Genomic DNA, 23,742 nt, shown 5'->3' with positions numbered 1-23,742 from the left:
TACCAGATGCGTGGTGACCTGGTCCGCAAGCTGCTCGCCCGGGTGCTGACCACCGGGCTGGCGGTGCTGGCCTTCCTCGTCGTGGCGCTCACCGGGGCGACCGGCTGGGGCCTGGCCCTGGCCGTCGCGGCGCTCGCCGCCACCGCCTGGGAGCGCCGGGTCCGGCCGTCCGCCGACGGCCTCGCCGAGACGGTGCTCGTCGCCGCCGGCATCCTCGTCGGCTACGCGCGGCGGCTCGACGACGGCTTCGACCCGGCGCTGGCCGCCACCGCGCTGGTCCTGCTCGGGCTGGTGCTGCTGGTCGGGCCGCTGCGGCAGGCCGGCGCGCTGGAGATCCGGGCGGCGAACCTTCCGGTCCGCACGTGGACACCGGTCGTCGCCGCCCGGCTCGGCGACGCGCTGCTGGTGCTGCTCGCCGTGGTGGCGCTCGCCGCCGCCCTGGCGCTGCCCGCCTGGACGGCGCTCGTCGCCGCGCTGCTCGTCGGCGCCGGCTGCGGGGCGGTCGCGCTGGACCTCGCCCGGCGCCGGTTCCGCCCGCCCGCCGGAGGTGGCCCGGTCGGCCGCGCGCTGCGCCGTCACCAGCCCGAGTTCGTGCTGCACTTCTCCGCCCCGCCCGGCTCCGAGTACCAGGTCACCATGTGGCTGCCGTACCTGGAGCGGATCGGCCGCCCGTTCGTGGTGGTGCTGCGCGAACCGGAGCTCCTGCCCGCGGTGGCCGCCGCCACCCGCGCCCCGGTCGTCCTCTGCCCCACGCTGAAGGCGCTCGACGAGGCGCTGGTGCCGAGCCTGCGGGTGGCGTTCTACGTCAACCACGGCGCGAAGAACGCCCACGTGATCCGGTTCAACCAGCTCACCCACGTGCAGCTGCACCACGGCGACAGCGACAAGGCCCCGAGCGCCAACCCGGTCTCGGCCATCTTCGACAAGATCTTCGTGGCCGGGCAGGCCGCGATCGACAGGTACGCCCGCGCCGGCGTGGAGATCCCCGCCGACAAGTTCGTCGTGGTCGGCCGCCCCCAGGTCGAGGCCATCGAGGTACGCCGGGAGCCGGTCACCGCACCGGCGCACCCCACGGTCCTCTACACCCCGACCTGGACCGGGCACCACGCCGACGCCAACTACTGCTCGCTGCCGGTGGCCGAGACGCTGATCCGCCGGCTGATCGACCGGGGCGCCGCGGTGGTCCTGCGCGCCCACCCGTACACCGGCAAGAACCCGGCCTCGGCCCGCCAGCTCGCCCGGCTCACCGAACTGCTCGCCGCCGACCGGGCGAAGACCGGCCGGCCGCACCTGTGGGGCGCCGCCGCGAGCCGCGAGCTGACGCTCACCGAGTGCGTCAACCGCGCCGACGCGCTGGTCTCCGACGTCTCCGGGGTCATCTCCGACTGGCTCTACTCCGGCAAGCCGTACGCGGTCACCGACACCGGCGCCGACGGCGAGCACTTCGTGGAGCGGTTCCCGCTGGCGGCGTCCGGCTACGTGCTGCGGCGTGACATGTCCAACGTGGACGAGGTGCTCACCGACCTGCTCGACGCCGACCCGAAGGCGGCACAGCGCTGGGCGGCCCGGACCCGCTACCTGGGCGACTTCCCCGCCGACGGGTACGCCGAGGCGTTCCTCACCGCCGCCCGCCGCGAACTGGAACCCGACTGGGCGGTCCCGGCGCCGCGCGCCGAGGTGTAGGCCCGCTCAGAGGTACGGGTCGAGCAGGGCGAGCACCGCCTCCGGATCCTCGACGTGCGCGTTGTGGCCCAGCCCCGGCAGCGTGGCCACCGGCACGCCCAGTTCCTTGAGCTGCGCGTCGGTCACCATCGGGTCCGTCTCGCCCCGGGCCAGCAGCACGGGCACATCGGTGGCGGCCAGCAGGGACGGCAGCCGGGGTTCCCCGACGGCGAACGCGGCCGGGTCCATCGCGAGCCGCCAGCGACCGTCCACCCGGCGCAGCCCCGCCTCCACCACCGGGTGGTCCGGGGCGAACAGCCCGGCGAGCCCGGACACGCGCAGGTAGCGGCGGGCCGCCTCGTCGCGGGTGGCGAACCAGGTGACCGGCCGGGCGGCCAGCTCCTCCGACTTGGCCAGTTCGGCCGGGGACCAGACCGCCTTGATGCCGAGTCCGACCACCCCGTCGACCGGAAGCCCTCGCCGCCGGGCGGCCAGCGCCAGCGCCACCACCCCGCCGAGCGAGTGCCCGAGCAGCACCAGCCGGTCGTCGGGGCCGAGCCGGACCGGGCCGAGTCCGTCCACCACGCGCTGCGCCACGGCCTCGAACGAGTAGCCGTCGAGCGGCGGCGACCAGCCGTGTCCCGCCAGGTCGGGGGCGAGCCAGCGGCCGGGCCAGCGGCGTTCCAGCAGCGGCGCCCAGGGCAGCCACACCTCGCCGGTGGCACCCATGCCGTGCAGGAGAATCAGATGCCGCTTCCCCGTCGCGTCGCCCATTGGCGCAGTCTGCCACCGCCCGCACACGACACGCGAGACCGAACCCACCGAGCCGGCGCCCCACCAGCCCGTCGATCTTGCAGTTACGGCCCTCGGGATGCCCCGATTGCCCGTTGTAACGGGGCCACAACTACAAGATCAGCGGGGCGGGCGGGCGGGACTCAGGCGGAGTAGCCGCGCGTGGAGACCCAGTGCGCCAGGTCGATCGTGGTGACCCAGTACGAGGGCAGCGACGGGTCGGCCGAGTCGGCGATGCGTACGGTCCGGCCGTCGTTCTTGTAGCCGACCACCGCGACGTAGTGGCCGCCCGGGAACGAGTGCCAGCCGCCGTTGGTGTCGGTGGCGGTACCGGCGACGTTCGCGACGACCCCACGGCCGTTGCTGATCGCCTCGACCACGTCGGCCTGGAGCCGGTCCATCTGGGCCGGGGTGGCAGTGCCGGGAATCATGCGGGTCCGGTACGGGTTGCCCTTGACCTGCTGGTTGAGCACCCGGGTGGTGTCCTCGGCCGAGTTGGTGCCCATCTCGGTGGTGCCGAGAGGGCCGGCGAGCGCGTCCTGGCTGCGCTCGATGCCGGCGGCGCTGAGCGCGTTGCGCACGGCAGCCGGACCGCAGTAGAAGTAGTTGATCTGCGCCTGGTAGTCGTAGTCGAGCGACTTGCTCGACGGCGGCTTCGGCTTGGCCTTCGCCGTGGTGTCCGGGTCGGCCGCCTTCTTCGACGGGGAGGCGCTCGGCGACGCGCTGGGCGCGGCGGAGGCGCTGGGCGACGCCTGCGGTACGGCGACACGGGCCTCGCCGCGGCTGGCGGGCTGCTCGCCGAGGCGGGCGGCGCCGAGATCGGCGACCGCCGCGGTGTTCTCCTGGACCGGGGCGTCGTCACCGGCGGCGGCGACGGTGCCGGCACCGGCGGCCAGCACGAGCGCGGCGGCCGATCCGGCGATGATCTGGTACGGGCGTTCGGTGACGATCCGTCGCAGCTGACGCTTCAGGTGGTGCTTCACGAAATCCTCCACGGGGCGTGAGCGGCACACGCCGGCCCGGCACGCGGAGGAACTCACACGTGCTGGCGGGGCCGGATGGCCGGGGGATCGGGAACGCCCGTGATGCCGGGCGCCCAGGGGGCGGTTGCCGGTCGCGCGTCAGGCGAGCGCGGGCACCGCGGTGCCGTGGAGGCGGGGGGACGATCGAGGGGTGGGCAAGAGGGGTAACTCCTTCCGTGGCCGCCGACCGGGTTAGCTGACGGATTCGGGCGGGAAGTACGCCCTACCGCGGGCCGTGGGCTCGCGGATTCACCCCGATGTTGCTCATGGGTCCCCGGTTCGTGGAGCTCGATTAGGCGGGTCGGTGCGGCGTCGCCGTCGGCGATCGATTACCGCATCGGACGCGCCGACACTACCGGTGGGTATGTCCCATGCCAAGCGCTCCCACCTGCGTAAACGTGATCCGCGGTAACAGATTTCGGAACACCCGGTTACTGACTTCACTCAATGGGACAAGCAGTTTCGACGGCGCCCGGCGGCGGAAACAGGACAGACGGCGAGCAGCCGACCGGCAATTGCGCGACTCGATGACCCGTTCTGCGCCCCGCGCCCGATTCGGTGACCCGGGTGACCGGGCTCACCATATTCCGGGTAACGATTCGGTCGAGACGAGGCGTGTCAGCCGACCCGGGCCGGGCGCCACCGCGCGTTCCGGACCGCAGCGGGCACCGGCAGGGCGCTCGTCGTCGCACTCCGGTACGGCAGAGCGGGCCGCAGGGCCACGGTTGCCGCGTACGCCTCGGCGGCGAGCGTCCGGGCGGCCTCGGCGGCCAGTTCCGCGTCCCGCCAGGCCGTCCGTTCCCGCGCGGCGGCGCGCTCCCATCCGGCCCGTCGCCCGTCCCTGACCGTGCGGGCCAGCACGATCTCCTGCTCGGCCGGGTGCCGGCGCGGATCCCACCCGTTGCGGTGCGCCAGCACGTCGGCGAGCTGACGGGCGGTCAGGTCGCCCCGCCAGTGCGCCGACATGGCGGCGTGGTGCAGCCAGCGCTCCCGGGCCGCGTACTCGCCCGGGGTGCGCGGGGTGCGCGGGGCGCCCAGCGCGGCGGCGCCGGCCAGGCGGCGGGCGGCGCTGTCCGCCTCGTCGTACGCGGTCCAGGCCCGGTCCGCCTCGTCCTGCGCGGCAATCCACTGCTCCCGGCGGCGACGGGCCGTCTGGGCGGCCCCGGCCGCGGCCACCGCCACCTCCTCGGCGTAGCGGACCAGATCGTCGCGGCGGACGGCGTCGGCGTCGGCCGGTTCGGGGGCGGCCTCCGGCTCGGGGTCGCGTTCCGGCCGGGCGACGAGCGCGGCGAGCAGGCCCAGGGCGAGCAGCAGCAGGAAGGACCAGATGGCGGCGGCCTCGGGCACCGCGGTGAGGAAGTGGTACAGAGCGGTCTGCGACATGGTCGGCACCTCACGGGAAGAACCTGGCGGGAGGACCCGCACGACCTCGCCGGGGCGGGCCGGTGGAACGGGCCGCCGGGGCGGGTGCGGGGATGACGTTCGGTGGGTGCGGTGAACGGGCGCGGCCCGTGGGCGGATCAGCGGGCGGGCGGGGCCCGCGGGCCGGCCGGCGCGGCGACCCGGCCGGCCGGGACCGGCTGCGGTGCGGCCGCCTCGACGGCCCGGGGAGCGGGCGCCGGGACACCGGCGGGAAGGGCCTGCCGCTCGGCCGCGCGGTCGGCCTCCGGCCGCGCGGTGGCCGAGGCACCGGCGACGGGGTACGCCGAGACGGCCGCCGCCGGGGCCGGGGCGGCAGCGGCCACACCCGACGGCAGCGTGGCGGCGCCGAACGAACAGGCGACGACCACGGCGAGACTGGCGAGCATCCGGGCGGTCCAGCGCGCCACCCACCACACGGGGCAGGTGAGCGCGATCGGAAGCACGGGTACAAATTACCGCCGATCCCCCACGAACGCACCGCCGCACGGCGTGTCGCGATCGACCGGCCGACGGGTGCGCGTGTCAGTCCGGGCGACGCCGCCCGGCGTACTCGATGCCCTCGCCCGGACCGGCGACGGACGTCGCGCCGCCGTCGGCGGCCGGGGTGGCGGCGTCGTCGGCGGCCCCGCGCGGAGCCGGCACCGCCGGCGCGGGGGCCGGCACGCGCGACGCCGCGCGGGCCCGGCGGGACGGGCCGAGCAGGCGCATCATCGGCACCTCCACCCAGCGGTGCAGCGCGGCGGCCAGCGCGAGCGTGACCACCAGGAAGCCGAGCACCGCGAGCGGGCCGCGCCAGCCGGGCAGCCCGGTCCCCCAGTGCCCGGTCAGCCGCAACACGGTGACCATGACCAGCACGTGGACCAGGTAGAAGGCGAACGAGACCTCACCGAGCCAGACCATCGCGCGGGACCGCCAGGGGGTGGGCCGGCCGCGCACGTCGGCGTCCGCCGCGGCGGCGATGACCAGCAGGTACGCGACCGCGAGCAGCGCCGCCCAGAACTCGGCCGGGATCCACAGCGCGGCGACGACCCAGGTGGTGACGAAGACGCCGGTGGCGACGGTGAGGTTCGGGCCGCGCCAGCGGTGCCGGCGCATCAGTTCGGCGGCGGCCACGCCCATCCAGAACTCCAGCGACCGGGTCACCGGGAAGATCTGGGTGAACCACCACCGCTGTTCCTCCGGCACGAACTGCTGGCCGGGCCACAGCGCCAGGATGAGCAGCGGCGCCGCGACCAGCACGGTCCGCAGCACGCCGGTACGGGCCCGGCGCAGCCACGGCACCACGAGCGGCAGGCACAGGTAGAAGGCCAGCTCGCAGGAGAGCGACCAGCTCACGTTGTTGACGCTGTAGAAGTAGCCGCCCAGCGGGATCCACGCCTGGACCAGGAAGAAGTTGGCGATCGCGGCCCACGGCACGATCGGGTCGGCGAACCAGGCGGCGATCGCCACCGCCGCGACGAACGTCACCACGTGGTTCGGGTAGATCTTGGCGAACCGGCGGCGCAGGAACGTCCACGCGCGTTCCCCGTCCCGGTACGACCAGACCAGCACGAACCCGCTGAGGATGAAGAAGAACTCGACGCCGGACAGGCCCAGGCTGAACGCCTTGTCGATCAAGGGCTTCAGGTGCGGCTCGGCGACGATCCCCATGGTCCCGGCGTGGAAGCCGAAGACGAGCAGCGCGGCGACCCACCGCAATCCGGTCAGCGACGGCAGTCGTGGGGCACGGGTGACGGTCGGCGCGCTGGTCATTCCGGGCACCCTACCCCCGGGGAACCGGGACGTTCCCGGCGAGCCGACGTCCGCCGGGTCTCCCAGGAGCGGCGGATAGGATTCCGTTCCTGCACGCGCGGGCACCCCACCACGGCTCCCGCCCGCACGCCGTGCCGTACGGAAGGTGAGCGAAACCGGATGCACCAGCGGATCCTGCTCCGCGCCCGCAAGGGCCCGTTCGACGTCCTCACGCCCGAGGAGACGTTCGCCGGCAACTGGATCGGGGACAACAGCGGCAACCTGGTCTTCAGCCACGCCGCGCACAAGCTGCTCGCCACCTCCACGGCCGAGATCACACCGACCCGCACCCCGGCCGACCCGCGTCTCGCCGACGAGATCAACGAGCGGCACGACGTCTTCGTCGTACCCCTGGCCAACGCGTTCCGGCGCAGCTTCATTCACCGCCTGACCCCGCTGACCCGGCTGATCGAACGGCTGAAGATCCCGGTGGTGGTGCTCGGCGTCGGCGTGCAGACGAACGTCGACGGCGACCGCGAGTACCTGCGGCCGATCGACGAGCCGGTCCGCGCGTTCTGCAAGGCCGTGCTGGACCGGTCGCACAGCATCGGCGTACGCGGCGAGGTGACCGAGAGCTACCTCAACGCGCTGGGCTTCTCCGCCGTGGAGCAGATCGGCTGCCCGTCGATGTTCCTGCACGGCGACACGTTCCAGCTGGAGAAGACCCGCCCGGAGCTGACCGCCGACTCGAAGGTCGCGCTCACCATCTCCCCGTACGTCCGCTCGATGGCCTCGGTGGTCCGCCACCACCAGGAGCGCTACCCGAACCTCTGCTACGTGCCGCAGGACCTGCGGACGCTCGGCACCCTGCTCTACGGCGACGCGCCCGAGCACCGGGGCCAGAGCAGCGACATCCCGCTGCACACCTCGCACCCGCTGTTCGCCGAGGACAAGGTGCGCATGTTCGTCGACCCGTGGACCTGGATGTCGCACCTGTCCGGGTACGACTTCGCGTTCGGCACCCGCATCCACGGCACCATCACGGCGCTCGTCGCCGGCACGCCCGGCTACCTGTTCGCCCACGACTCGCGCACGCTGGAACTGGCCCGCTACTTCGGCATCCCGCACCGGATCATGCGGGACGTGCCGGCCGACGTCGACGCCGCCGACCTCTACGCGGAGGCCGACTACACCGCGCTCAACGACGGCCACAAGGCCCGCTTCGAGACCATCACGGCGTTCCTGGCCAAGCACGACCTCGGCACCTCGTTCGCCGACGGCGACAGCGCGGCCCGCTTCGACCGCCAGGTGAGCGAGACGGTCTTCCCGCCGGCCGTCCGGCCCGCCGCCGCCACCACGCCGGCCGAACTGCTGACCCGCATCGAGCGGCTGCGCGACGAGAACGCCAAGCTCACCGGGACCATCGACGCGCTGCGCTCGCAGCAGCTCCGCGAGCGGATCAAGCAGGCCGTCCCGGGCAAGGTCCGCCGGATGCTGCGACGCTGACCGTCGTACGCCTGTTCGAGAGCGCGGTACGATCGGCTGCGTGTCCGACGCGTACCAGCCCTCGATGCTCGACCTGGCCGAGCAGGGCCCGACCCTGGGCCCGCTCGCCGGTCGACTGCGCCGGCACGAGCTGAGCCGGGGCGCCTGGGTCGACCACCTGCCCGGCTGGGTACGCGGCTCCGACGAGGTGCTCGACACGCTGCGCCACGACGTGCCCTGGCGGGCCGAGCGCCGCACCATGTACGACGCCGAGGTCGACGTGCCCCGGCTGCTCTGCTGGTACGCCGCCGGCCGGCCGCTGCCGCACCCGGTGCTCAGCGCGGCCCGGGACGCGCTCACCCGGCACTACGCGTCCGAGCTGGGCGAGCCGTTCGTCACCGCCGGCATGTGCCTCTACCGCGACGGACGCGACAGCGTGGCCTGGCACGGCGACACCCTGGGCCGCTCCGCGCACACCGACACGATGGTCGCGATCGTCTCGTTCGGCTCCCCCCGCGCGCTGCTGCTGCGCCCCCGCGGCGGAGGCGGCGGCAGCCTTCGGTTCCCGCTCGGCCACGGCGACCTCGTGGTCATGGGCGGCTCCTGCCAGCGCACCTGGGAGCACGCCGTGCCGAAGACCACCCGCCCGGTCGGCCCCCGGGTCAGCGTCCAGTTCCGTCCCACCGGCGTCGCCTGAGCCCGGGCCGGGCCCACATCCGGGCAGGGCACGTGCTAGAAACAACCCCCAGGGTCGATCACGCCCCCGTCACCCGATGACGCGAAGGGCGGCCATGACCCAGTCCCCCACCTCCTCCCGCTGGTCCCCGTGGACCGTGCACGGCGACGGCCGCCAGGTACGCCCCGGCGACGTGGTCCAGCCGGACGAACGGCTCTCCTGGCCGCGCACCGTCGGCGTGGGCGTGCAGCACGTGGTCGCCATGTTCGGCGCCACCTTCACCGTCCCGCTGATCACCGGGTTCCCGCCCGCCACGACGCTGTTGTTCTCCGGGCTCGGCACGCTGCTGTTCCTGCTGATCACCGGCAACCGGCTGCCCTCGTACCTCGGCTCGTCGTTCGCGTTCATCGCGCCGGTGCTGGCCGCGAAGACCGACGGCGGCATCGGCGCGGCCCTCGGCGGCATCGTCGTCGCGGGTGTCGCGCTCGCGATCGTCGGCGTGGTGGTGCAGGTGGCCGGTTCCCGCTGGATCGACGCGCTGATGCCGCCGGTGGTCACCGGCGCGATCGTCATGCTGATCGGCCTCAACCTCGCGCCGGTGGCCTGGGACGGCGACGGCTCCGGCACCGGCGTGAAGGCCCAGCCGCTGATCGCCGTGGTCACGCTCGTCGCGATCCTGCTCACCACTGTGCTCTTCCGCGGCTTCGTGGCGCGTCTGTCGATCCTCATCGGCGTGGTGGTCGGCTGGGTGCTCGCCGCGCTGACCGGCAACCTCGACCAGCAGGCGGTCAGCGGCCTGCGCCAGGCGGCCTGGGTCGGCTTCCCCGAGTTCCACACGCCGAGCTTCGACGCGCGCGCCGTCGTGCTGGTCATCCCGGTGATCCTGGTGCTGATCGCGGAGAACGCCGGGCACGTCAAGGCGGTCGCCGCGATGACCGGCCGCAACCTGGACCGCGACATGGGCCGGGCGCTGCTCGGCGACGGCGTCGCCACAGTGCTGGCCGGCTCCGGCGGCGGTTCCGGCACCACCACGTACGCGGAGAACATCGGCGTGATGGCGGCGACCCGCGTCTACTCCACCGCCGCGTACTGGGTGGCCGGCGGCACGGCGATCCTGCTCGGGCTCTGCCCGAAGTTCGGCGCGCTGATCCTGACCGTCCCGGCCGGCGTGCTCGGTGGCGCCACGACCGCCCTGTACGGCCTGATCGCCATCCTGGGCGCCCGGATCTGGATCGAGAGCCGGGTCGACTTCCACGACCCGATCAACCTGTTCACCGCCGCGGTAGCGGTGATCATCGGCGCCGCCAACTACACGCTGACCGCGGGCGACCTGTCGTTCAACGGCATCGCCCTGGGCACCGCCGCCGCCCTGGTCATCTACCACGGCATGCGCCTGATCGCCCGCCTACGCGGCACGACCCCCGAGTCCCGCCAGTCCCCCACCCCCGAACTCTGACCCCACCGCCCCTCGGACCCGCCAGGCCCCGCCCCGCCCTGTTGATCATGAAGTTAGCGGCACAAATTGTCCGATTCATGCCCGCTAACTTCATGATCAACGTGGCTCAGGGGGCGCGATCGTGCGGGCCCACGTGAGCGGGACACCCCAAAGGCCCGAACTGCAAGATCGCGGTGGGCCCAGCGGCGCGACGCTCTCGCCGCCAGGGCCAGCCCCGCCCAACTGCGTCGATCATGAGGTTGACGGCGTTCGGTGTCCGTTTTGTCGCCGCTAACCTCATGATCGACCGTGCAGGGCCGTGCGGGTCTGCCCAAAAGCCCGGAATGTGCCCCAGCAACCGCAGGCAGCCCTGCCCCCGGGGTGCCCCTGGCGCGGTGATCAAGGAGTTTAGGGCCTGCGGAGGGCGCGAAAAGGCCGCTAACTCCTTGATCAACGCGCGACAGGGGGTAGACGGGCACACGAGCGCACGGATCCTGTCAGCAGCTCCGGGTGCCCGGTCCGCTGACGCGCTCACCTCGTGATCAAGGAGTTTGGGGTCTGAAGAGGCGCGAGAAGTCCGCAAACTCCTTGATCAACGTGTCGGGGGGCGGGCAGGCGGGAGGGGGCGGTCTACCGCCGCCCGCTCCCCAGCCGGTTGTCAGTCGCGGTCGATGTGGTGGCCTACGACGGTGGGGCCGAGCATCACGGCGAAACCGGAGCCGTCTCGGCGCGGATCGGCCGGGGGCAGGTCCACCGGGTCGCCGGTGGCGGTCGCGCCCACCGGCCGCGGGCCGATCCAGGCCACCGACAGCTCCACCTCGCCCTTGAGGAACCGCTGCGCGCGCACGCCGCCGGTCGCCCTGCCCTTCGCCGGGTACGCCTTGAACGGCGTCACCTTCACAGTGGCGCCGGTCGAGGTGACCACCATCGGCTCACCGTGCTTCGCGTCGTCGGTGCGGATCGCGCCGAAGAAGACCGCCCGCGCCCCGTCGGGCAGGTTGATGCCGGACATGCCGCCGCCCTTGAGTCCTTGCGGTCGCACGACGGTCGCGGCGAAGCGCAGCAGCGACGCCTCCGAGGAGACGAACGCCAGCGTCTCGGCGCCGTCGGTCAGCCAGGTCGCGCCGACCACCTCGTCGCCGTCGCGCAGCGAGATCACCTCGAACTCGTCGGAGCGGACCGGCCAGTCCGGGGCGCACACCTTCACCACGCCCGCCCGGGTACCGAGGGCAAGACCGGGCGACCCCTGCGCGGACGGCCCCAGCGGAGCCAGCCCGACCACCGTCTCGCCCGGCTCCAGCGGCACCAGTTCCGCCGCCGACATGCCGCCGCGCAGCGACACCGTGCCGGACTGCTCGGGCAGCACCGGCAACGGCAACACGTCGATCTTGAACGCGCGGCCGGCGCTGGTCACCAGCAGCACCCGGCCGCGGGCGGTGGAGTGCACGATCGCGCGTACCGCGTCGTGCTTGACCCGGCCGCTGCGCCGGCGCGCCTCGGCGGCCTCCTCCGACTCGGCCGCGGTCCGCGCGACCAGCCCGGTGGCGGAGAGGATCACCTGGCACGGGTCGTCGGCGACCTCCAGCGGACCGGCGGGCACCGAGGCGGCGAGCACCTCCTTGAGGTCGCCGTCGACGAGCGTGGTACGCCGCGGCGCGCCGAACTGCTTGACCACGGCGGCCAGCTCGTCGGAGACCACCTTCCGCAGTACCTTCTCATCGTCCAGGATCTTCGACAGCTCGGCGATCTCACCGCGCAGCTTCTCCTGCTCGGCCTCCAGCTCCAGCCGGTCGTACCTGGTCAGCCGGCGCAGCGGAGTGTCCAGGATGTAGGCCGCCTGGATCTCGGAGAGCTTGAACTTCTGCATCAGGCCGTCCTTTGCGGCCTGGGCGTCCTCGCTGGCCCGGATCAGCTTGACCACCCGGTCGATGTCGAGCAGGGCGATCAGCAGTCCGTCGACCAGGTGCAGGCGCTCCTCCCGCTTGCGCTTGCGGTACGCGCTGCGCCGGGTCACCACCTCGTACCGGTGTGCCAGGAACACGTCGAGCAGTTCCTTGAGCCCGAGCGTGCGGGGCTGGCCGTCGACGAGCACCAGGTTGTTCACGCCGAAGGACTGCTCCAGCGGGGTGAGCCGGTAGAGGTCGGCCAGCAGCGCCTGCGGGTTCACGCCGACCTTGCACTCCACCACGAGGCGGGTGCCGTTCTCCCGGTCGGTGAGGTCCTTGACGTCGGCGATGCCGGTGAGCCGCTTGGTCTTGTTGACCTCGTTGGTGATGGCCGCGATGACCTTCTCGGCGCCGACGCCGTACGGCAGCTCGGTGACGGTGATGGCCTGCCGGCCGCGGCTGCCCTCCAGCGGGCCGATCTCCACCCGGCCGCGCATGCGCACCACGCCGCGCCCGGTCTCGTACGCGCGGCGCACCTCGTCCAGGCCGAGCAGCAGCCCGCCGGTCGGCAGGTCGGGGCCGGGCACGAACTCCATGAGTCTGTCGAGTGTGGCGTCCGGGTGGTTGATCAGCCACCGGGCGGCCTGAACCACCTCGCCGAGGTTGTGCGGGATCATGTTGGTGGCCATGCCGACCGCGATCCCGGAAGCGCCGTTGACCAGCAGGTTCGGGAACGCCGCCGGCAGCACCGTGGGCTGGGTCAGCGAGCCGTCGTAGTTCGGCTCGACGTCGACGGTGTCCTCACCCAGCTCGCCGGTGAGCAGCATCGCCTCCCGGGACATCCGGGCCTCGGTGTAGCGGGCCGCGGCCGGGCCGTCGTCCGGACTGCCGAAGTTGCCGTGCCCGTCGATGAGCGGGACGTTGAGCGAGAAGTCCTGCGCCAGCCGCACCATCGCGTCGTAGATCGCGGTGTCGCCGTGCGGGTGGTACTTGCCCATCACGTCGCCGACGATCCGGGCGCTCTTGACGTGGCCGCGGTCCGGGCGGTGGCCCTGCTCGTGCATGGACCAGAGGATGCGCCGGTGCACCGGCTTGAGCCCGTCGCGCGCGTCGGGCAGGGCGCGGGAGTGGATGACCGAGAACGCGTACTCCAGGTAGGAGTCCGAGACCTCGGTGACCAGCGGGTTGTCGAAGACGCGGGCGCCGGCCTGGTCGAAGGCGGCCAGGTCCGCCTTCGCGCGGTCGTCCTTGCGGCGTGCCATGGTGTGCGGTTTCCTTCCGAGACGAACCCGTTGGTCAGGCGTCGATGGCGTCGCGGTCGACCCGGTCGGCGGAGTCGATCAGCCAGTTGCGGCGGGGCTCGACCTTCTCCCCCATGAGCAGTTCGAGGATCCGCTCGGCGGCCTCGACGTCGTCGAGCGTGATCCGGCGGACCGCCCGGGTGGCCGGGTTCATGGTGGTCTCCCACAGCTCGTCGGCGTCCATCTCACCGAGGCCCTTGAAACGCGGGATCGGCGTGACGATCTGCTTGCCGGCCTTTTCCAGCTTGCGGACGGTCGCCTCCATCTCCGCCTGGGTGTAGGTGTAGACGGTCTGCGGGTTGCGCCCCTTCGTGGTGATCTTGTGCAGGGGCGGCATCGCCGCGTATAGCCGCCCGGCCTCGATCAGCGGCCGCATGTAGCGGGCGAACAGCGTGATCAGCAGGGTACGGATGTGCGCGCCGTCGACGTCCGCGTCGGCCATGATGAGCACCCGGCCGTAGCGCAGGGCGGACAGGTCGAACGTCCGGCCCGAGCCGGCACCGAGCACCTGCACGATCGCGGCGCACTCGGCGTTGTCCAGCACCTGCTGGAGGTTGGCCTTCTGCACGTTGAGGATCTTGCCGCGGATCGGCAGCAGCGCCTGGTATTCCGACGAGCGGGCCATGCGGCTCGTGCCCAGCGCGCTGTCGCCCTCCACGATGAACAGTTCGCTGCGCTCCACGCCGGTGGCCCGGCAGTCGACGAGCTTGGCCGGCATGGCCGCGCCCTCCAGCGCGGTCTTGCGGCGGGCGGCGTCCTTCTGCTGCTTCTGGGTGAGCCGGACGCGGGCCGCGTCGACGATCTTCTGGAGCACCGTACGGGCCTCGGCCTTGGTCCGGCGGTCGTCCAGCCAGCTCTTGAGGTGCGCCTCGACCAGGCCCTGGAGCACCTTGGTGATGCCGGCGGTGGACAGCTCGTCCTTGGTCTGCGAGGTGAACTGCGGCTCGGGGATGCGCACGTGCACCACGGCGGTCATGCCCTCCAGGACGTCGTCCAGGGTGGGCGCGTCCTCCTTGGGCTTGAGCAGGCCACGGGCGTTGCGGGCGGCCTCGGCGAGCGTGCGGGCCAGCGCCCGCTCGAAGCCCTTGCGGTGGGTGCCGCCGTGGGCGTTGCGGATGGTGTTGGTGAAGCACTCGACTGTGCGCTCGTAGCCGGTGCCCCAGCGGAAGGCCACCTCGACCTCGGCGCGGCGCTGCACGTTGGACTGCATGACGCCGTTGGCGTCGGCGGCGTTCTCCCGGTAGGTGCCCTCGCCGGTGACCAGCAGCGTGCCGGAGACCGCCCGGTCGCCGGCCGGGGCGAGGAACTCCACCATGTCGGTGAGGCCGTCGGGGAAGTGGAAGCTCTCCTCGACGGGTTCCTCGCCGGTCTCGTCGCGCAGCCGGTAGGCCACGCCGGGGACGAGGAACGCGGTGTTGCGCAGCTTGAGCCGGACCGTCTCGGTGTCGAGCGCGGCGCCGGTCTCGAAGTAGCGGGGGTCGTGCCACCAGCGGATCGAGGTGCCGGTGCGCTGGCCGCGCTTCATCGCGCCGACGATCTGAAGACCGGGGCCGGGGGTGAACGGCGCGTCCGGGCCGTCGCCGTCGAAGACGCCCGGCGCGCCGTGGCGGAACGACATGGCATGGACCTTGCCGCCGCGCCGGACGGTGACGTCGAAGCGGCGGGACAGCGCGTTGACCGCCGACGCGCCGACGCCGTGCAGGCCACCGGAGGTCTTGTAGCCGGAGCCGCCGAACTTGCCGCCCGCGTGCAGGCGGGTGAGCACCAGCTCGACGCCGGAGATGCCGGACTTGGCGTGCACGTCGGTGGGGATGCCCCGGCCGTCGTCGTCGACCTGGACCGAGCCGTCGGCGTGCAGGATCACGTCGACTCTGGTGGCGTGACCGGCGACACCCTCGTCGGTCGAGTTGTCGAGGATCTCGTTGACGAGGTGACCCACGCCACGGCTGTCGGTCGAGCCGATGTACATGCCCGGGCGCTTGCGGACGGCGTCGAGGCCCTCCAGATGCGTCAGGTCGTCGGCCCCGTAGAGGGTGTCAGGCTGTGCGGTCAACTGGTCGTACTCCCAGGTCTCGGCGGTGTGGTGCCGTTCACCGTGTGACTCCCCCACGATGATCGCCGGGCGCGGCGCGCCGGAGCGAGCCTAGCCGGGTGCCCTGACAGGTCGGCGGCACCGGTGCGGTGCGTTGCGCGATCGACCTCACGTGCGGGTGCCCGCCGGGGCCGCGTACGGCGGCCCGGCGGGCGGACGGGGTGTCCAGGCGGCACAACGACGGGTGAACCGGATGTCTTCCCCGGCGAGGGATCGCCGATGTCCAGGCATTGACGCCCGTCACACGCGCGTGATCTGATCGCCACCCTGAAGAATCTTTCACATTTCGATGTCTGGGAAAGAGGGAGGTCGGGCATGTCCGTGTTCCGTCGTTCCGTGCTCGCGGCGGCGCTGGCGTTCGCCACGGTGGCGTTACCCGCCGCCGCGGCGCCCGCCCGGCCGGCCGCCGCCGCGCTGCCCACCGCCGCGGTGGCGCTGGGAGACAGCTTCATCAGCGGTGAGGGCGCCGGAGCGTACGCGCCGGTGGTGGACGTCAACGGGGTGGCGCAGGGGTTCCCCGGCTGGTCCGCCGCCAACGCCAACGCCTACTTCTGCCACCGCTCGCCGAACGCCTCGCTGTTCCAGGCGAACCTGCCGGGCATCTCCGCCCGGTTCAACCTGGCCTGCTCGGGTGGCCAGCCGTACGACATCGCGAACGCCTCGTCGACGCGGGCCAAGGGACGGCAGGTGGCCGCCCAGCTCGACCAGCTCCGGACGGTGGCCCGGACCCACGACATCGACCTGGTGCTCGTCGGCCTCGGCTCGAACAACAGCTCGTTCACCTTCGGCAGCGTGGCGGAGAAGTGCGCCAACCGGTTCATCGCCGACGCCTGGACCGGCTGGTGGGAGTTCTGGGCGTACCTGGGCGGGCCGGTGGAGCAGAAGCCGTGCACCGACGCCGACCTGGGCACGGCCGCGCAGTTCACCGCCGCCACCGCGGAGACCACCACGGCGCTGCGGCGGCTGCTGTCCACGCTGGACGAGATCGACGCCGACGGCCAGCACCGGGTCGTCTTCCAGGACTACACCAACCCGCTGCCGTTCGAGCTGGACCAGAGCTACTGGACCGAGGACAGCCGCGACGACACCCGGGACAAGTTCCGCGCACTGGGCGCCGAGCGGTACGCGGCCGGCTGCCCGATCCACCGGGCCAGCCTGGCGCCCGGACACCGCTTCTCGCAGGGGCTCGGCACGCTCGTCAGCTCGGTACGCGGCACGCTCGCCGCCGAGTTCCCGCAGGACGACCTGGTCTACCTGAACGTGCAGCGCGCGTTCGACGGCGCCCGGCTCTGCGAGTCGACCGGCAGCCCGGGCAACGCCCTCGCCACGCCGATCCGGCTGATGGACGGCCCGACCGGCACGTTCGTCACCAGCCTCTCCGGGTACGACAAGCTCGACATCCAGCGGATCGCCAACGCCTGCGGCACGTACTTCCAGACCTGCCAGGAGTCGTGGCACCCGAGCGCCGCCGGGCACAAGGTGCTCGGCCGGTGTCTGGCCGGGGCGGCGGCGACCGGCGCCCGTACCGTCTCCTGCGTCCGCGCCCCGGACGGCACGGTGAATGTGAGCTGAGCGCGCCGGACCGGGCCGGGAAGGACCGGCCCGGTCCGGCGTCAGGCCCGGATCGCGGCGCCCAGTGCGTGGGGCGAGGCCGGGGCCGGCAGGCCGGTCGGCGGGAAGCGGAACCGGTCCAGTTCGGTCACCTCGAAACCGGCGGCCCGGATCGCGGCCACCGTGTCCCGGGCGGTGTGGCAGCCGGCGCAGAACAGCGGCCAGAGCGTGGCGTCGGCCAGGCGCTGGGCCCGGCGCAGGCCGGGGGTCTCGGCCACCACGTGTTCGTAGAAGCGCAGGTCGCCGCCGGGCCGCAGCACCCGGCGCGCCTCGCGCAGCGCGACCGCCTGGTCCGGCACCGAGCAGAGCACGAGCGACAGCACCACCGCGTCGGCGGCGCCGTCGGCGACCGGCAGCGCCTCGGCGAGACCGGCGGCGACGGTCACCGGGACCGGGGCGCCGGGCGCTGCGGCGCGGGCCAGGGCACGCAGGCGTGGTTCCGGTTCGACGGCGACCACCCGGCTCACCCCCGGTGGGTAGTGGGCGAGGTTGCGCCCGTTGCCGGCGCCGACCTCGACCACCCGGCCGCGCAGCCCGGCGACCAGGCGGCGACGGTGCTCGGCCATGCCGGCCTGGTCCATCGCGACGCTGGCGCGGGCGAACAGCCGGGAGAAGATCGGGTGGGAGACGGCCATCAGCGACCGGCCGGTGGCGCGCCGAGGCTGAGCAGGAGCGGGCCGGCGGATCCGTCGACCAGGTCGCCGAGGCGTACCCCGTCGAGCACGGCGAGGAAGGCGGCCTGCGCGCGGCGCAGCTCACCGCGCAGCCGGCACTCCGCAATCAGCGGGCAGACCGGCTGCGCGCAGTCGACCACCTCGCCGTCGCCCTCGAAGGCGCGGACCACCTGACCGACGGTGATGTCCGCTGCGTGCTCGGCGAAGGCCACGCCGCCGGAGCGGCCCCGGATGGTCACCAGGACCCCGATGCGTTGCAGCCGCTGCACCACCTTGGCGACGTGGCTGCGGGGCAGCGCGAGCCGGGTGGCGAGTTCGTCGACCGTGGCCCGGACCGGGGACGCGGCGGTCAGCATGGCGATCCGCAGCGCCATGTCGGTCGACCGGTTGAGCCTCACGCACCGACCCTAGCCACTCGGTGCCGTCCAGCACACCGGCAGATTCACGGTGACCCATGCCACCACGGCACCGGGACTTTCGACCCTAAAACAGGAATTGCTTATTCCTGTTTCGTAAGGATCGACCTGTTCGAGCCCCGGAAGGAGATTCGGTCGTGCTCTCGGAATCCTCAGCATCGGTCGTGACCGCCACCCTGCCCGTCGTGCGGGCGCACGGTGAGGCCATCACCGGCTGCTTCTACCAGCGGATGTTCGACGCCCACCCGGACCTGCTGGACCTGTTCAACCGGGGCAACCAGGCAACCGGGGCGCAGAAGGCCGCGCTCGCCTCCGCGGTGGTCGCGTACGCGGCGCACCTGACCGGCGACACCGGCATGCCGTGGGGGCCGGTCCTGGACCGCATCGCGCACAAGCACGCCTCGCTCGGCATCACCGCCACCCAGTACCCGATCGTCGGGCGGCACCTGCTCGCCGCGGTCGGCGAGGTGCTCGGCGACGCGGTCACCCCGGAGGTGGCCGCCGCCTGGGACGAGGTCTACTGGCTGCTGGCCTGCGAGCTGATCGCCCGCGAGGCGCGGCTCTACGCCGGCGCCGGCGTGCCCGAGGGCCGCCCGGTGTGGCGGGACTGGCGGGTGACCGCCCGCACCAGGGAGAGCGCCGACGTCGTCTCGCTCACCCTCGCGCCGGCCGGCGGGGATGCCGCGCCCGGCTTCACCCCCGGCCGGTACGTCTCGGTCGCCGTCGACCTGGACGGCGGCCGGGGGCAGCAGATCCGCCAGTACAGCCTCTCCGGCCGCCCCGGCGCCGACCAGTGGCGGATCACTGTGAAGCGGGTACGCGGGGAGGGCGGCGCGCCCGACGGCATGGTCTCCGGTCACCTGCACGACCGGGTGGCGGTCGGCGACACGCTGCGGCTCAGCCCGGCGTTCGGCGAGGTCGACGCCACCGGCGGCGACGGGCCGCTGCTGCTGGTCAGCGCCGGTATCGGGCTCACCCCGGCGATGGCGGCGCTGGCTCACCTGGCCGACCGCGATCCCGGACGCCAGGTGACGCTGGCGCACGCCGACCGGGACGCCGAGGCGCACGCGCTGCGCGCGGAACTCCCAGCGCTCCAGCAGCGGTTGCCGAACCTGGCCGTCCACCTCTGGTATCTCGACGCCGCCGGCGCCGACCTGCCCGGCCTGAAGGCGGAGGTGTCCGCCGGGCTGATCGACCCCGACCGGCTCCCGCTGCCCGCCGCGGTCGCCGCGCACCTGTGCGGCCCGGTCGCGTTCATGAACCTGGTCCGGGCCAACCTGCTGCGCCGGGGTGTGCCGGCCGATCGGATCGCCTACGAGGTGTTCGGCCCCGGCATTCTGCCGGGCTGACGCCCCGCCGCGAAACAGGACTTCACAGACCCGTTTTCGGTACGGGGACGCGCGTCGATGCCCTGGCCAGGGCCCGGAGCCTCCACAGCGGAGGCGGCGGGCCCGCGGAGAAGTCGGTGATCTACTGGTTAGGGGCGGAACCCGAGGGTAGGGGTCCACCCATGCGCGTCCTCGGCATCAACGCGATCTTCCACGACCCGGCCGCCGCCCCGGTGGTCGACGGCCGGGTGGTGGCCGCCGCCGACGAGGAGCGATTCAGCCGCCGCGACGAGTACAAGGTGATGGCGCTGGCCTCGTCCGGCACGCCGAAGCACCTGGACGTACTGCGCGAGCTGGTCCAGGCCATTGACAACGGCGGCGTCCGGGCCGAGCCGATCGACTGGGCGGGCCTGGCCGAGTGGTTCGGCCGCCGACCCGGCCGCGACGTGCCCGCGATCTACGTCGAGCACCGGCCACCACGGAAGCGGTGGACGCCGTCCCACCGGACGCCGGGGTGCTGTCCACCCGCGTCGACACGCTCGTGGAGGCGGCGCGCTGGCTGACCGAGGACGCCGACGCCGCGTACCGGCTCGGCGCACGGGCACGCGAGGTGGCGAAGGAACGGTTCGGTCTGGACCGCTACCTCGCCGACTGGGACCGGATCCTGGAGGAGAAGACATGCGCATCGCGATGATTTCCGGGCACGCCAGCCCACTCGCCGCCCTCGGCGAGGAGGACGCCGGCGGCCAGAACACGCACGTGGCGGAACTCGCGTCCGCGCTCACCGGCGCGGGTCACGACGTCCGCGTCTACACCCGCCGCGACTCCCCCGCACTGCCGGAGACGGTCAGCGCGCCGGACGGCTACCAGGTGTGCCACGTGCCGGCCGGTCCCGACCGGCGGGTGCCGAAGGACGAACTGCTGCCGTACATGAGCGAATTCGGCAGCTGGCTGGCCGACACCTGGCGGCACGGCGGCTGGACCCCGGATGTGGCGCACGCGCACTTCTGGATGAGCGGACTGGCCACCGTGCACGCGAGCCGCCGCACCGGCGTCCCGACAGTGCTGACGTACCACGCGCTCGGCACCGTCAAGCGCCGCCACCAGGGCGCCCGGGACACCAGTCCGCCAGGGCGCGCCGGCTACGAGCGCGCGCTCGGCCGGGCCGTTGACCGGGTCGTCGTGCAGTGCTCGGACGAGGTCGCCGAGCTGGTCCGGATGGGCGTACCCCGGTCCCGGATGGCGCTCGTCCCGCCCGGCGTCAACGAGGCGGTGTTCCGCCCGGACGGCCCGGTCGCGCCCCGCGACCCGGCACGCCCGCGCATCCTCACCGTCGGGCGGATGGTCGAGCGCAAGGGCTTCCTGGATGTGGTCCGGGCGCTGCCCGCGGTGCCGGACGCGGAGTGCGTGGTGGTCGGCGGCCCGCCGCCTCATCTGCTGCCCGCCGACACGTTCGCCCGCCGGCTGTCCGCGCTCGCCGACTCGTGCGGCGTGGCCGACCGGGTACGGCTGCTCGGCGGCGTGCCGCGCGAGGAGATGGGCGCCTGGTACCGGTCGGCGGACGTGCTCGTGGCCGCCCCCTGGTACGAGCCGTTCGGGCTGGCCCCGCTGGAGGGCATGGCCTGCGGCGTACCGGTGATCGGCACGAACGTGGGCGGCATCGCCGACAGCGTGGTGGACGGACTCACCGGCGACCTGGTGCCGCCGCGTGATCCCCGCGCGCTCGGTACCGCGCTGCGCCGGCTGCTCGGCGACAACGTGCGCCGGTTCACGTACGCGACCGCGGCGCTCGACCGCATCCGCAGCCGGTACTCCTGGAAGCGGTGCGCCGAGCAGCTCGGCGCGGTCTACGACGCGCTGACCAGCGCGGCCCGGCCCACACCGGCGGTGGCGTGATGGCCGGTCCCGGCCCGCTCGAAACCCGCACCTGACCGGGCTGGCCGCGGCCCCGCTGCCGGACCGCGTGCCGGTGCAGCAGACGCGGACACCCCTTACTACCCGCCGGTAGGTTCGGGCCGTACGCTGATCCGGGTGAGCGGGGACTACACCCAGGAGTACGTGGACGTCGACGGCGCGCGCATCGGCGTGCAGATCTACCCGGAGCCGGCCGGTCCGCCCGGCGCGCCGGTGGTGCTGATCTGGCCGGCCATGGGCGTGCGCGCCCGCTACTACCGGCCGTTCGCCGCCGCGCTGCGCGACGCCGGGCTCGCGGTGATCGTGGCCGACCTGCGCGGCACCGGCGAGAGCACGCCCGCGCCGTCGCGCGCCTGCCGCTACGGCTACCAGGAGATGGCCGCCGACATCGGCGCCGTCCTCGACGCGCTCAAGCCCCGGCTGGACGGCCGCGCCCGGCTGCTGCTCGGGCACTCCCTCGGCGGTCAGGTGGCGGTGCTGCACCAGGCGCTGCACGACGACGGCCGGGTGGACGGGCTGGCCCTGGTGGCGGTGGGGCTGCCGTGGTGGCGGCGGTACCCGGGCCTGCGTGGGTGGGGCGTGCTGCCGTACACCCAGGCGATCGCGGCGACGGCCCGGCTCCTCGGTGTCTGGCCCGGCTGGGGGTTCGGCGGCCGGCAGGCCGCCGGCGTGATCCGGGACTGGGCGCACACCGCCCGCACCGGCCGGTTCCCCGCGCTGGACGGGGTGGACGCGGAGGCCGCCGTGCGGCGGATCCGGACACCGGTGCTCGCGGTCAGCGTCGACGACGACCAGTACACGCCGCACGAGACGCTCGACCACCTCTGCGAGAAGCTGACCGCGGCGACGGTGACGCGGCACCGTTACACGGTCGCCGAGGCGGGCGCGCCGCTGGACCACTTCACCTGGGTACGCGCGTCGGTTCCACTGGCCGCCCGCATCGCCGCGTTCGCCGGCACGCTCCCCCGGCGCTGAACCCTCCCCCTCCCCGCCACGCCGGGCGTGAATCGCCCGATCGTGGGTATGCCGCACCGCCCGAACACGGCGGAGGGGGATCTGATGTCAGAACGGCACACCACGCTGCGCTCGATGCACGACCTGGGCCTGGCGGCCTGGTTCGGCGGTTCCCTGATGGGGGCGCTGGGCGTCAACGGCGCGGCGGCACGGATCAACGACACGACGGAGCGGCTGCCGGTGGCCTCGGCCGGCTGGGCGCGGTGGACGCCCGTCAACGCGGCGGCGATCGGCGCGCACCTGGCCGGCGCGGTCGGTGAACTGGTCACCGAGAGCCCGCGGATGGCCCGCCAGGCGGGCGTGGGACGGATCAGCGCGGTGAAGACCGCGCTGACGGTCGGCGCCCTGGCGGTGACTGGCTACAGCCGGCTGGTCGGCATGCGGCTGGAGAAGGCCGGCGGGCCGCCGGTCGAGGGGACCACCGAGCCCAGCCACCACACCCCGGCGAACGTCGCCGCCAGCCAGCGGCAGATGAAGCTGCTCCAGTGGGCGGTCCCGGCACTGACCGGCGCGCTGGTCGTGGTGTCGGCGTACATGGGCGAGCAGCAGAAACCGGGCCAGGTGTTCCGGGGCATGCTGGACCGCGCGGGCGGCATCATGTCCGCGCCGAAGCACATCGGCAAGGTGGCCGCCGTGGGCGCCGCCGGACGTTCCCTGGTCGGGGCGGCCCGTTGACCACCGCGCGGCCGGCGACCCACATCGGGGTGGGCCACCGGCCGCGCGGTGCACCGGGACAGGCCGTCCGCCGTCGGACGGCACGGACATCAGCAGCCAGGCGAGGTGACCATGACCAGCAGGAACCGGCCGGGTACGGGTGACGGGCGCGGGCCGGAGTCGGCCGCGCCGTGGGGCACCACCGACGGCTTCGACGCCGACCCGCCGTGGGGCGCCGGCGACAGCGACCCGATGGACGAGGGCAGCGAGGAGACCGCCGTGCCCGAGGGGCGACTCGGCGAACGCCGGGCGGCCGGCGCCGGGCCGGGCGGGCCGAAGGCGGGCCGGCACGGGTTCGGATCCGTGGAACCGACCCGGACGCCCGAGGCCGGGCCGGGCGCGCCGCCCGATCCGGCCCCGTCGGGGCGGACGTTCCCGGACGACAGCGCGGACGGCGACCTCGGCGACAACGCGCTGGAGGAGGCTACCGGCATGCACCCGGAGACGCGTCCCTGACAGCTCAGGAGCCGGTGCCGTCCTCACCCGGCCGGCCCGGCGCCGACGGCTCGTTGTCCGGCACCGGTGACTCGGCCACCGGGTGCCCGGTGTCGTCGACCAGACCCGGCG

Annotated in this window: 21 protein-coding genes and 1 riboswitch; of the genes, 12 read left to right on the top strand and 9 right to left on the bottom strand. The window is 73.5% G+C overall.

What is annotated here, in order from left to right; all coding sequences use genetic code 11:
- The first annotated feature begins 6 nt into the window (after positions 1–6).
- Positions 7–1,683 carry a CDP-glycerol glycerophosphotransferase family protein gene (locus GA0070562_RS18615; protein ID WP_091423593.1) on the top strand — a complete coding sequence of 559 codons (1,677 nt, stop codon included), beginning with the start codon at positions 7–9 and terminating at the stop codon, positions 1,681–1,683.
- 6 nt (positions 1,684–1,689) lie between these two features.
- On the opposite strand, the gene GA0070562_RS18610 is transcribed toward GA0070562_RS18615, so the two are convergent.
- The 5 genes from GA0070562_RS18610 to GA0070562_RS18590 all read right to left on the bottom strand — a co-directional run bounded on the left by GA0070562_RS18610 (position 1,690) and on the right by GA0070562_RS18590 (position 6,650).
- Positions 1,690–2,436: an alpha/beta fold hydrolase gene (locus tag GA0070562_RS18610; RefSeq protein ID WP_091423591.1), complete on the bottom strand. Its 747-nt coding sequence runs from the start codon at positions 2,434–2,436 to the stop codon at positions 1,690–1,692.
- Positions 2,437–2,597: 161 nt separating this feature from the next.
- Positions 2,598–3,449, bottom strand: coding sequence for a C39 family peptidase (locus tag GA0070562_RS18605; protein WP_175438792.1), 852 nt, complete (start codon positions 3,447–3,449; stop codon positions 2,598–2,600).
- A gap of 193 nt (positions 3,450–3,642) precedes the next feature.
- Positions 3,643–3,785: riboswitch (cyclic di-AMP (ydaO/yuaA leader) on the bottom strand.
- Positions 3,786–4,094: 309 nt separating this feature from the next.
- Positions 4,095–4,859, bottom strand: a complete 765-nt coding sequence (locus tag GA0070562_RS18600) for a hypothetical protein (RefSeq protein ID WP_091424505.1) — start codon at positions 4,857–4,859, stop codon at positions 4,095–4,097.
- 137 nt (positions 4,860–4,996) lie between these two features.
- Complete coding sequence (locus tag GA0070562_RS18595) at positions 4,997–5,341, bottom strand: hypothetical protein (protein WP_091423586.1); 345 nt, start codon at positions 5,339–5,341, stop codon at positions 4,997–4,999.
- A gap of 79 nt (positions 5,342–5,420) precedes the next feature.
- Entirely contained in the window at positions 5,421–6,650 is a 1,230-nt protein-coding gene (locus tag GA0070562_RS18590; protein ID WP_091423583.1) for an acyltransferase family protein, read from the bottom strand.
- A gap of 159 nt (positions 6,651–6,809) precedes the next feature.
- Between GA0070562_RS18590 and GA0070562_RS18585 the strand changes: the two genes are divergently transcribed.
- The 3 genes from GA0070562_RS18585 to GA0070562_RS18575 all read left to right on the top strand — a co-directional run bounded on the left by GA0070562_RS18585 (position 6,810) and on the right by GA0070562_RS18575 (position 10,246).
- Positions 6,810–8,135: a polysaccharide pyruvyl transferase family protein gene (locus GA0070562_RS18585; RefSeq protein WP_091423581.1), complete on the top strand. Its 1,326-nt coding sequence runs from the start codon at positions 6,810–6,812 to the stop codon at positions 8,133–8,135.
- Between the two features lie 40 nt (positions 8,136–8,175).
- Positions 8,176–8,811, top strand: coding sequence for an alpha-ketoglutarate-dependent dioxygenase AlkB (locus GA0070562_RS18580; protein WP_091423578.1), 636 nt, complete (start codon positions 8,176–8,178; stop codon positions 8,809–8,811).
- A 94-nt stretch (positions 8,812–8,905) separates the two neighbouring features.
- Positions 8,906–10,246 (top strand): uracil-xanthine permease family protein, encoded by a 1,341-nt coding sequence (locus GA0070562_RS18575; protein ID WP_091423576.1) that lies wholly within the window; start codon positions 8,906–8,908, stop codon positions 10,244–10,246.
- Between the two features lie 637 nt (positions 10,247–10,883).
- Here the strand turns inward: GA0070562_RS18575 and GA0070562_RS18570 are convergent.
- Complete coding sequence (locus GA0070562_RS18570; protein ID WP_091423574.1) at positions 10,884–13,373, bottom strand: DNA gyrase/topoisomerase IV subunit A; 2,490 nt, start codon at positions 13,371–13,373, stop codon at positions 10,884–10,886.
- 34 nt (positions 13,374–13,407) lie between these two features.
- On the bottom strand, positions 13,408–15,522 hold the full coding sequence (locus GA0070562_RS18565; RefSeq protein ID WP_175438791.1) for a DNA gyrase/topoisomerase IV subunit B: 2,115 nt from the start codon (positions 15,520–15,522) through the stop codon (positions 13,408–13,410).
- A 297-nt stretch (positions 15,523–15,819) separates the two neighbouring features.
- On the opposite strand from GA0070562_RS18565, the gene GA0070562_RS18560 reads away from it, so the two are divergent.
- Positions 15,820–17,076, top strand: a complete 1,257-nt coding sequence (locus tag GA0070562_RS18560) for an SGNH/GDSL hydrolase family protein (protein ID WP_091423571.1) — start codon at positions 15,820–15,822, stop codon at positions 17,074–17,076.
- A gap of 41 nt (positions 17,077–17,117) precedes the next feature.
- On the opposite strand, the gene GA0070562_RS18555 is transcribed toward GA0070562_RS18560, so the two are convergent.
- Both GA0070562_RS18555 and GA0070562_RS18550 read right to left on the bottom strand, forming a co-directional pair.
- The gene (locus GA0070562_RS18555) at positions 17,118–17,750 is read right to left on the bottom strand and encodes a class I SAM-dependent methyltransferase (protein ID WP_091423569.1); all 633 of its coding nucleotides are present in this window, start codon (positions 17,748–17,750) and stop codon (positions 17,118–17,120) included.
- Complete coding sequence (locus GA0070562_RS18550; protein WP_091423567.1) at positions 17,750–18,187, bottom strand: RrF2 family transcriptional regulator; 438 nt, start codon at positions 18,185–18,187, stop codon at positions 17,750–17,752. The genes GA0070562_RS18555 and GA0070562_RS18550 overlap by 1 nt, the downstream gene beginning before the upstream one ends.
- Positions 18,188–18,342: 155 nt before the next feature.
- On the opposite strand from GA0070562_RS18550, the gene GA0070562_RS18545 reads away from it, so the two are divergent.
- The 7 genes from GA0070562_RS18545 to GA0070562_RS18515 all read left to right on the top strand — a co-directional run bounded on the left by GA0070562_RS18545 (position 18,343) and on the right by GA0070562_RS18515 (position 23,631).
- Entirely contained in the window at positions 18,343–19,554 is a 1,212-nt protein-coding gene (locus GA0070562_RS18545; protein ID WP_091423565.1) for a globin domain-containing protein, read from the top strand.
- Between the two features lie 161 nt (positions 19,555–19,715).
- Positions 19,716–20,096, top strand: a complete 381-nt coding sequence (locus GA0070562_RS18540) for a carbamoyltransferase N-terminal domain-containing protein (protein WP_091423562.1) — start codon at positions 19,716–19,718, stop codon at positions 20,094–20,096.
- Positions 20,048–20,227: a glycosyltransferase gene (locus GA0070562_RS18535; protein ID WP_420811444.1), complete on the top strand. Its 180-nt coding sequence runs from the start codon at positions 20,048–20,050 to the stop codon at positions 20,225–20,227. The genes GA0070562_RS18540 and GA0070562_RS18535 overlap by 49 nt, the downstream gene beginning before the upstream one ends.
- Entirely contained in the window at positions 20,212–21,429 is a 1,218-nt protein-coding gene (locus tag GA0070562_RS18530; RefSeq protein ID WP_091423558.1) for a glycosyltransferase, read from the top strand. The genes GA0070562_RS18535 and GA0070562_RS18530 overlap by 16 nt, the downstream gene beginning before the upstream one ends.
- Before the next feature lie 135 nt (positions 21,430–21,564).
- Complete coding sequence (locus GA0070562_RS18525; protein WP_091423554.1) at positions 21,565–22,422, top strand: alpha/beta hydrolase family protein; 858 nt, start codon at positions 21,565–21,567, stop codon at positions 22,420–22,422.
- Positions 22,423–22,506: 84 nt separating this feature from the next.
- Positions 22,507–23,136 (top strand): hypothetical protein, encoded by a 630-nt coding sequence (locus tag GA0070562_RS18520; protein ID WP_091424499.1) that lies wholly within the window; start codon positions 22,507–22,509, stop codon positions 23,134–23,136.
- 111 nt (positions 23,137–23,247) lie between these two features.
- Positions 23,248–23,631, top strand: coding sequence for a hypothetical protein (locus GA0070562_RS18515; RefSeq protein WP_091423551.1), 384 nt, complete (start codon positions 23,248–23,250; stop codon positions 23,629–23,631).
- Positions 23,632–23,742: the final 111 nt, after the last annotated feature.

The organism is Micromonospora tulbaghiae (assembly GCF_900091605.1).
Lineage (GTDB): Bacteria > Actinomycetota > Actinomycetes > Mycobacteriales > Micromonosporaceae > Micromonospora > Micromonospora tulbaghiae.
Note: the sequence above shows the minus strand (reverse complement) of the source record. Positions and strands in the feature narration are given on the sequence as shown.

Coding starts and splice junctions, on each gene's coding strand:
- GA0070562_RS18615 (WP_091423593.1), top strand. CDS start 7: ATGCGTGGTGACCTGGTCCGCAAGCTGCTCGCCCGGGTGCTGACCACC.
- GA0070562_RS18610 (WP_091423591.1), bottom strand. CDS start 2,436: ATGGGCGACGCGACGGGGAAGCGGCATCTGATTCTCCTGCACGGCATG.
- GA0070562_RS18600 (WP_091424505.1), bottom strand. CDS start 4,859: ATGTCGCAGACCGCTCTGTACCACTTCCTCACCGCGGTGCCCGAGGCC.
- GA0070562_RS18590 (WP_091423583.1), bottom strand. CDS start 6,650: ATGACCAGCGCGCCGACCGTCACCCGTGCCCCACGACTGCCGTCGCTG.
- GA0070562_RS18585 (WP_091423581.1), top strand. CDS start 6,810: ATGCACCAGCGGATCCTGCTCCGCGCCCGCAAGGGCCCGTTCGACGTC.
- GA0070562_RS18575 (WP_091423576.1), top strand. CDS start 8,906: ATGACCCAGTCCCCCACCTCCTCCCGCTGGTCCCCGTGGACCGTGCAC.
- GA0070562_RS18570 (WP_091423574.1), bottom strand. CDS start 13,373: ATGGCACGCCGCAAGGACGACCGCGCGAAGGCGGACCTGGCCGCCTTC.
- GA0070562_RS18560 (WP_091423571.1), top strand. CDS start 15,820: ATGTCCGTGTTCCGTCGTTCCGTGCTCGCGGCGGCGCTGGCGTTCGCC.
- GA0070562_RS18555 (WP_091423569.1), bottom strand. CDS start 17,750: ATGGCCGTCTCCCACCCGATCTTCTCCCGGCTGTTCGCCCGCGCCAGC.
- GA0070562_RS18540 (WP_091423562.1), top strand. CDS start 19,716: ATGCGCGTCCTCGGCATCAACGCGATCTTCCACGACCCGGCCGCCGCC.
- GA0070562_RS18530 (WP_091423558.1), top strand. CDS start 20,212: ATGCGCATCGCGATGATTTCCGGGCACGCCAGCCCACTCGCCGCCCTC.
- GA0070562_RS18520 (WP_091424499.1), top strand. CDS start 22,507: ATGTCAGAACGGCACACCACGCTGCGCTCGATGCACGACCTGGGCCTG.
- GA0070562_RS18515 (WP_091423551.1), top strand. CDS start 23,248: ATGACCAGCAGGAACCGGCCGGGTACGGGTGACGGGCGCGGGCCGGAG.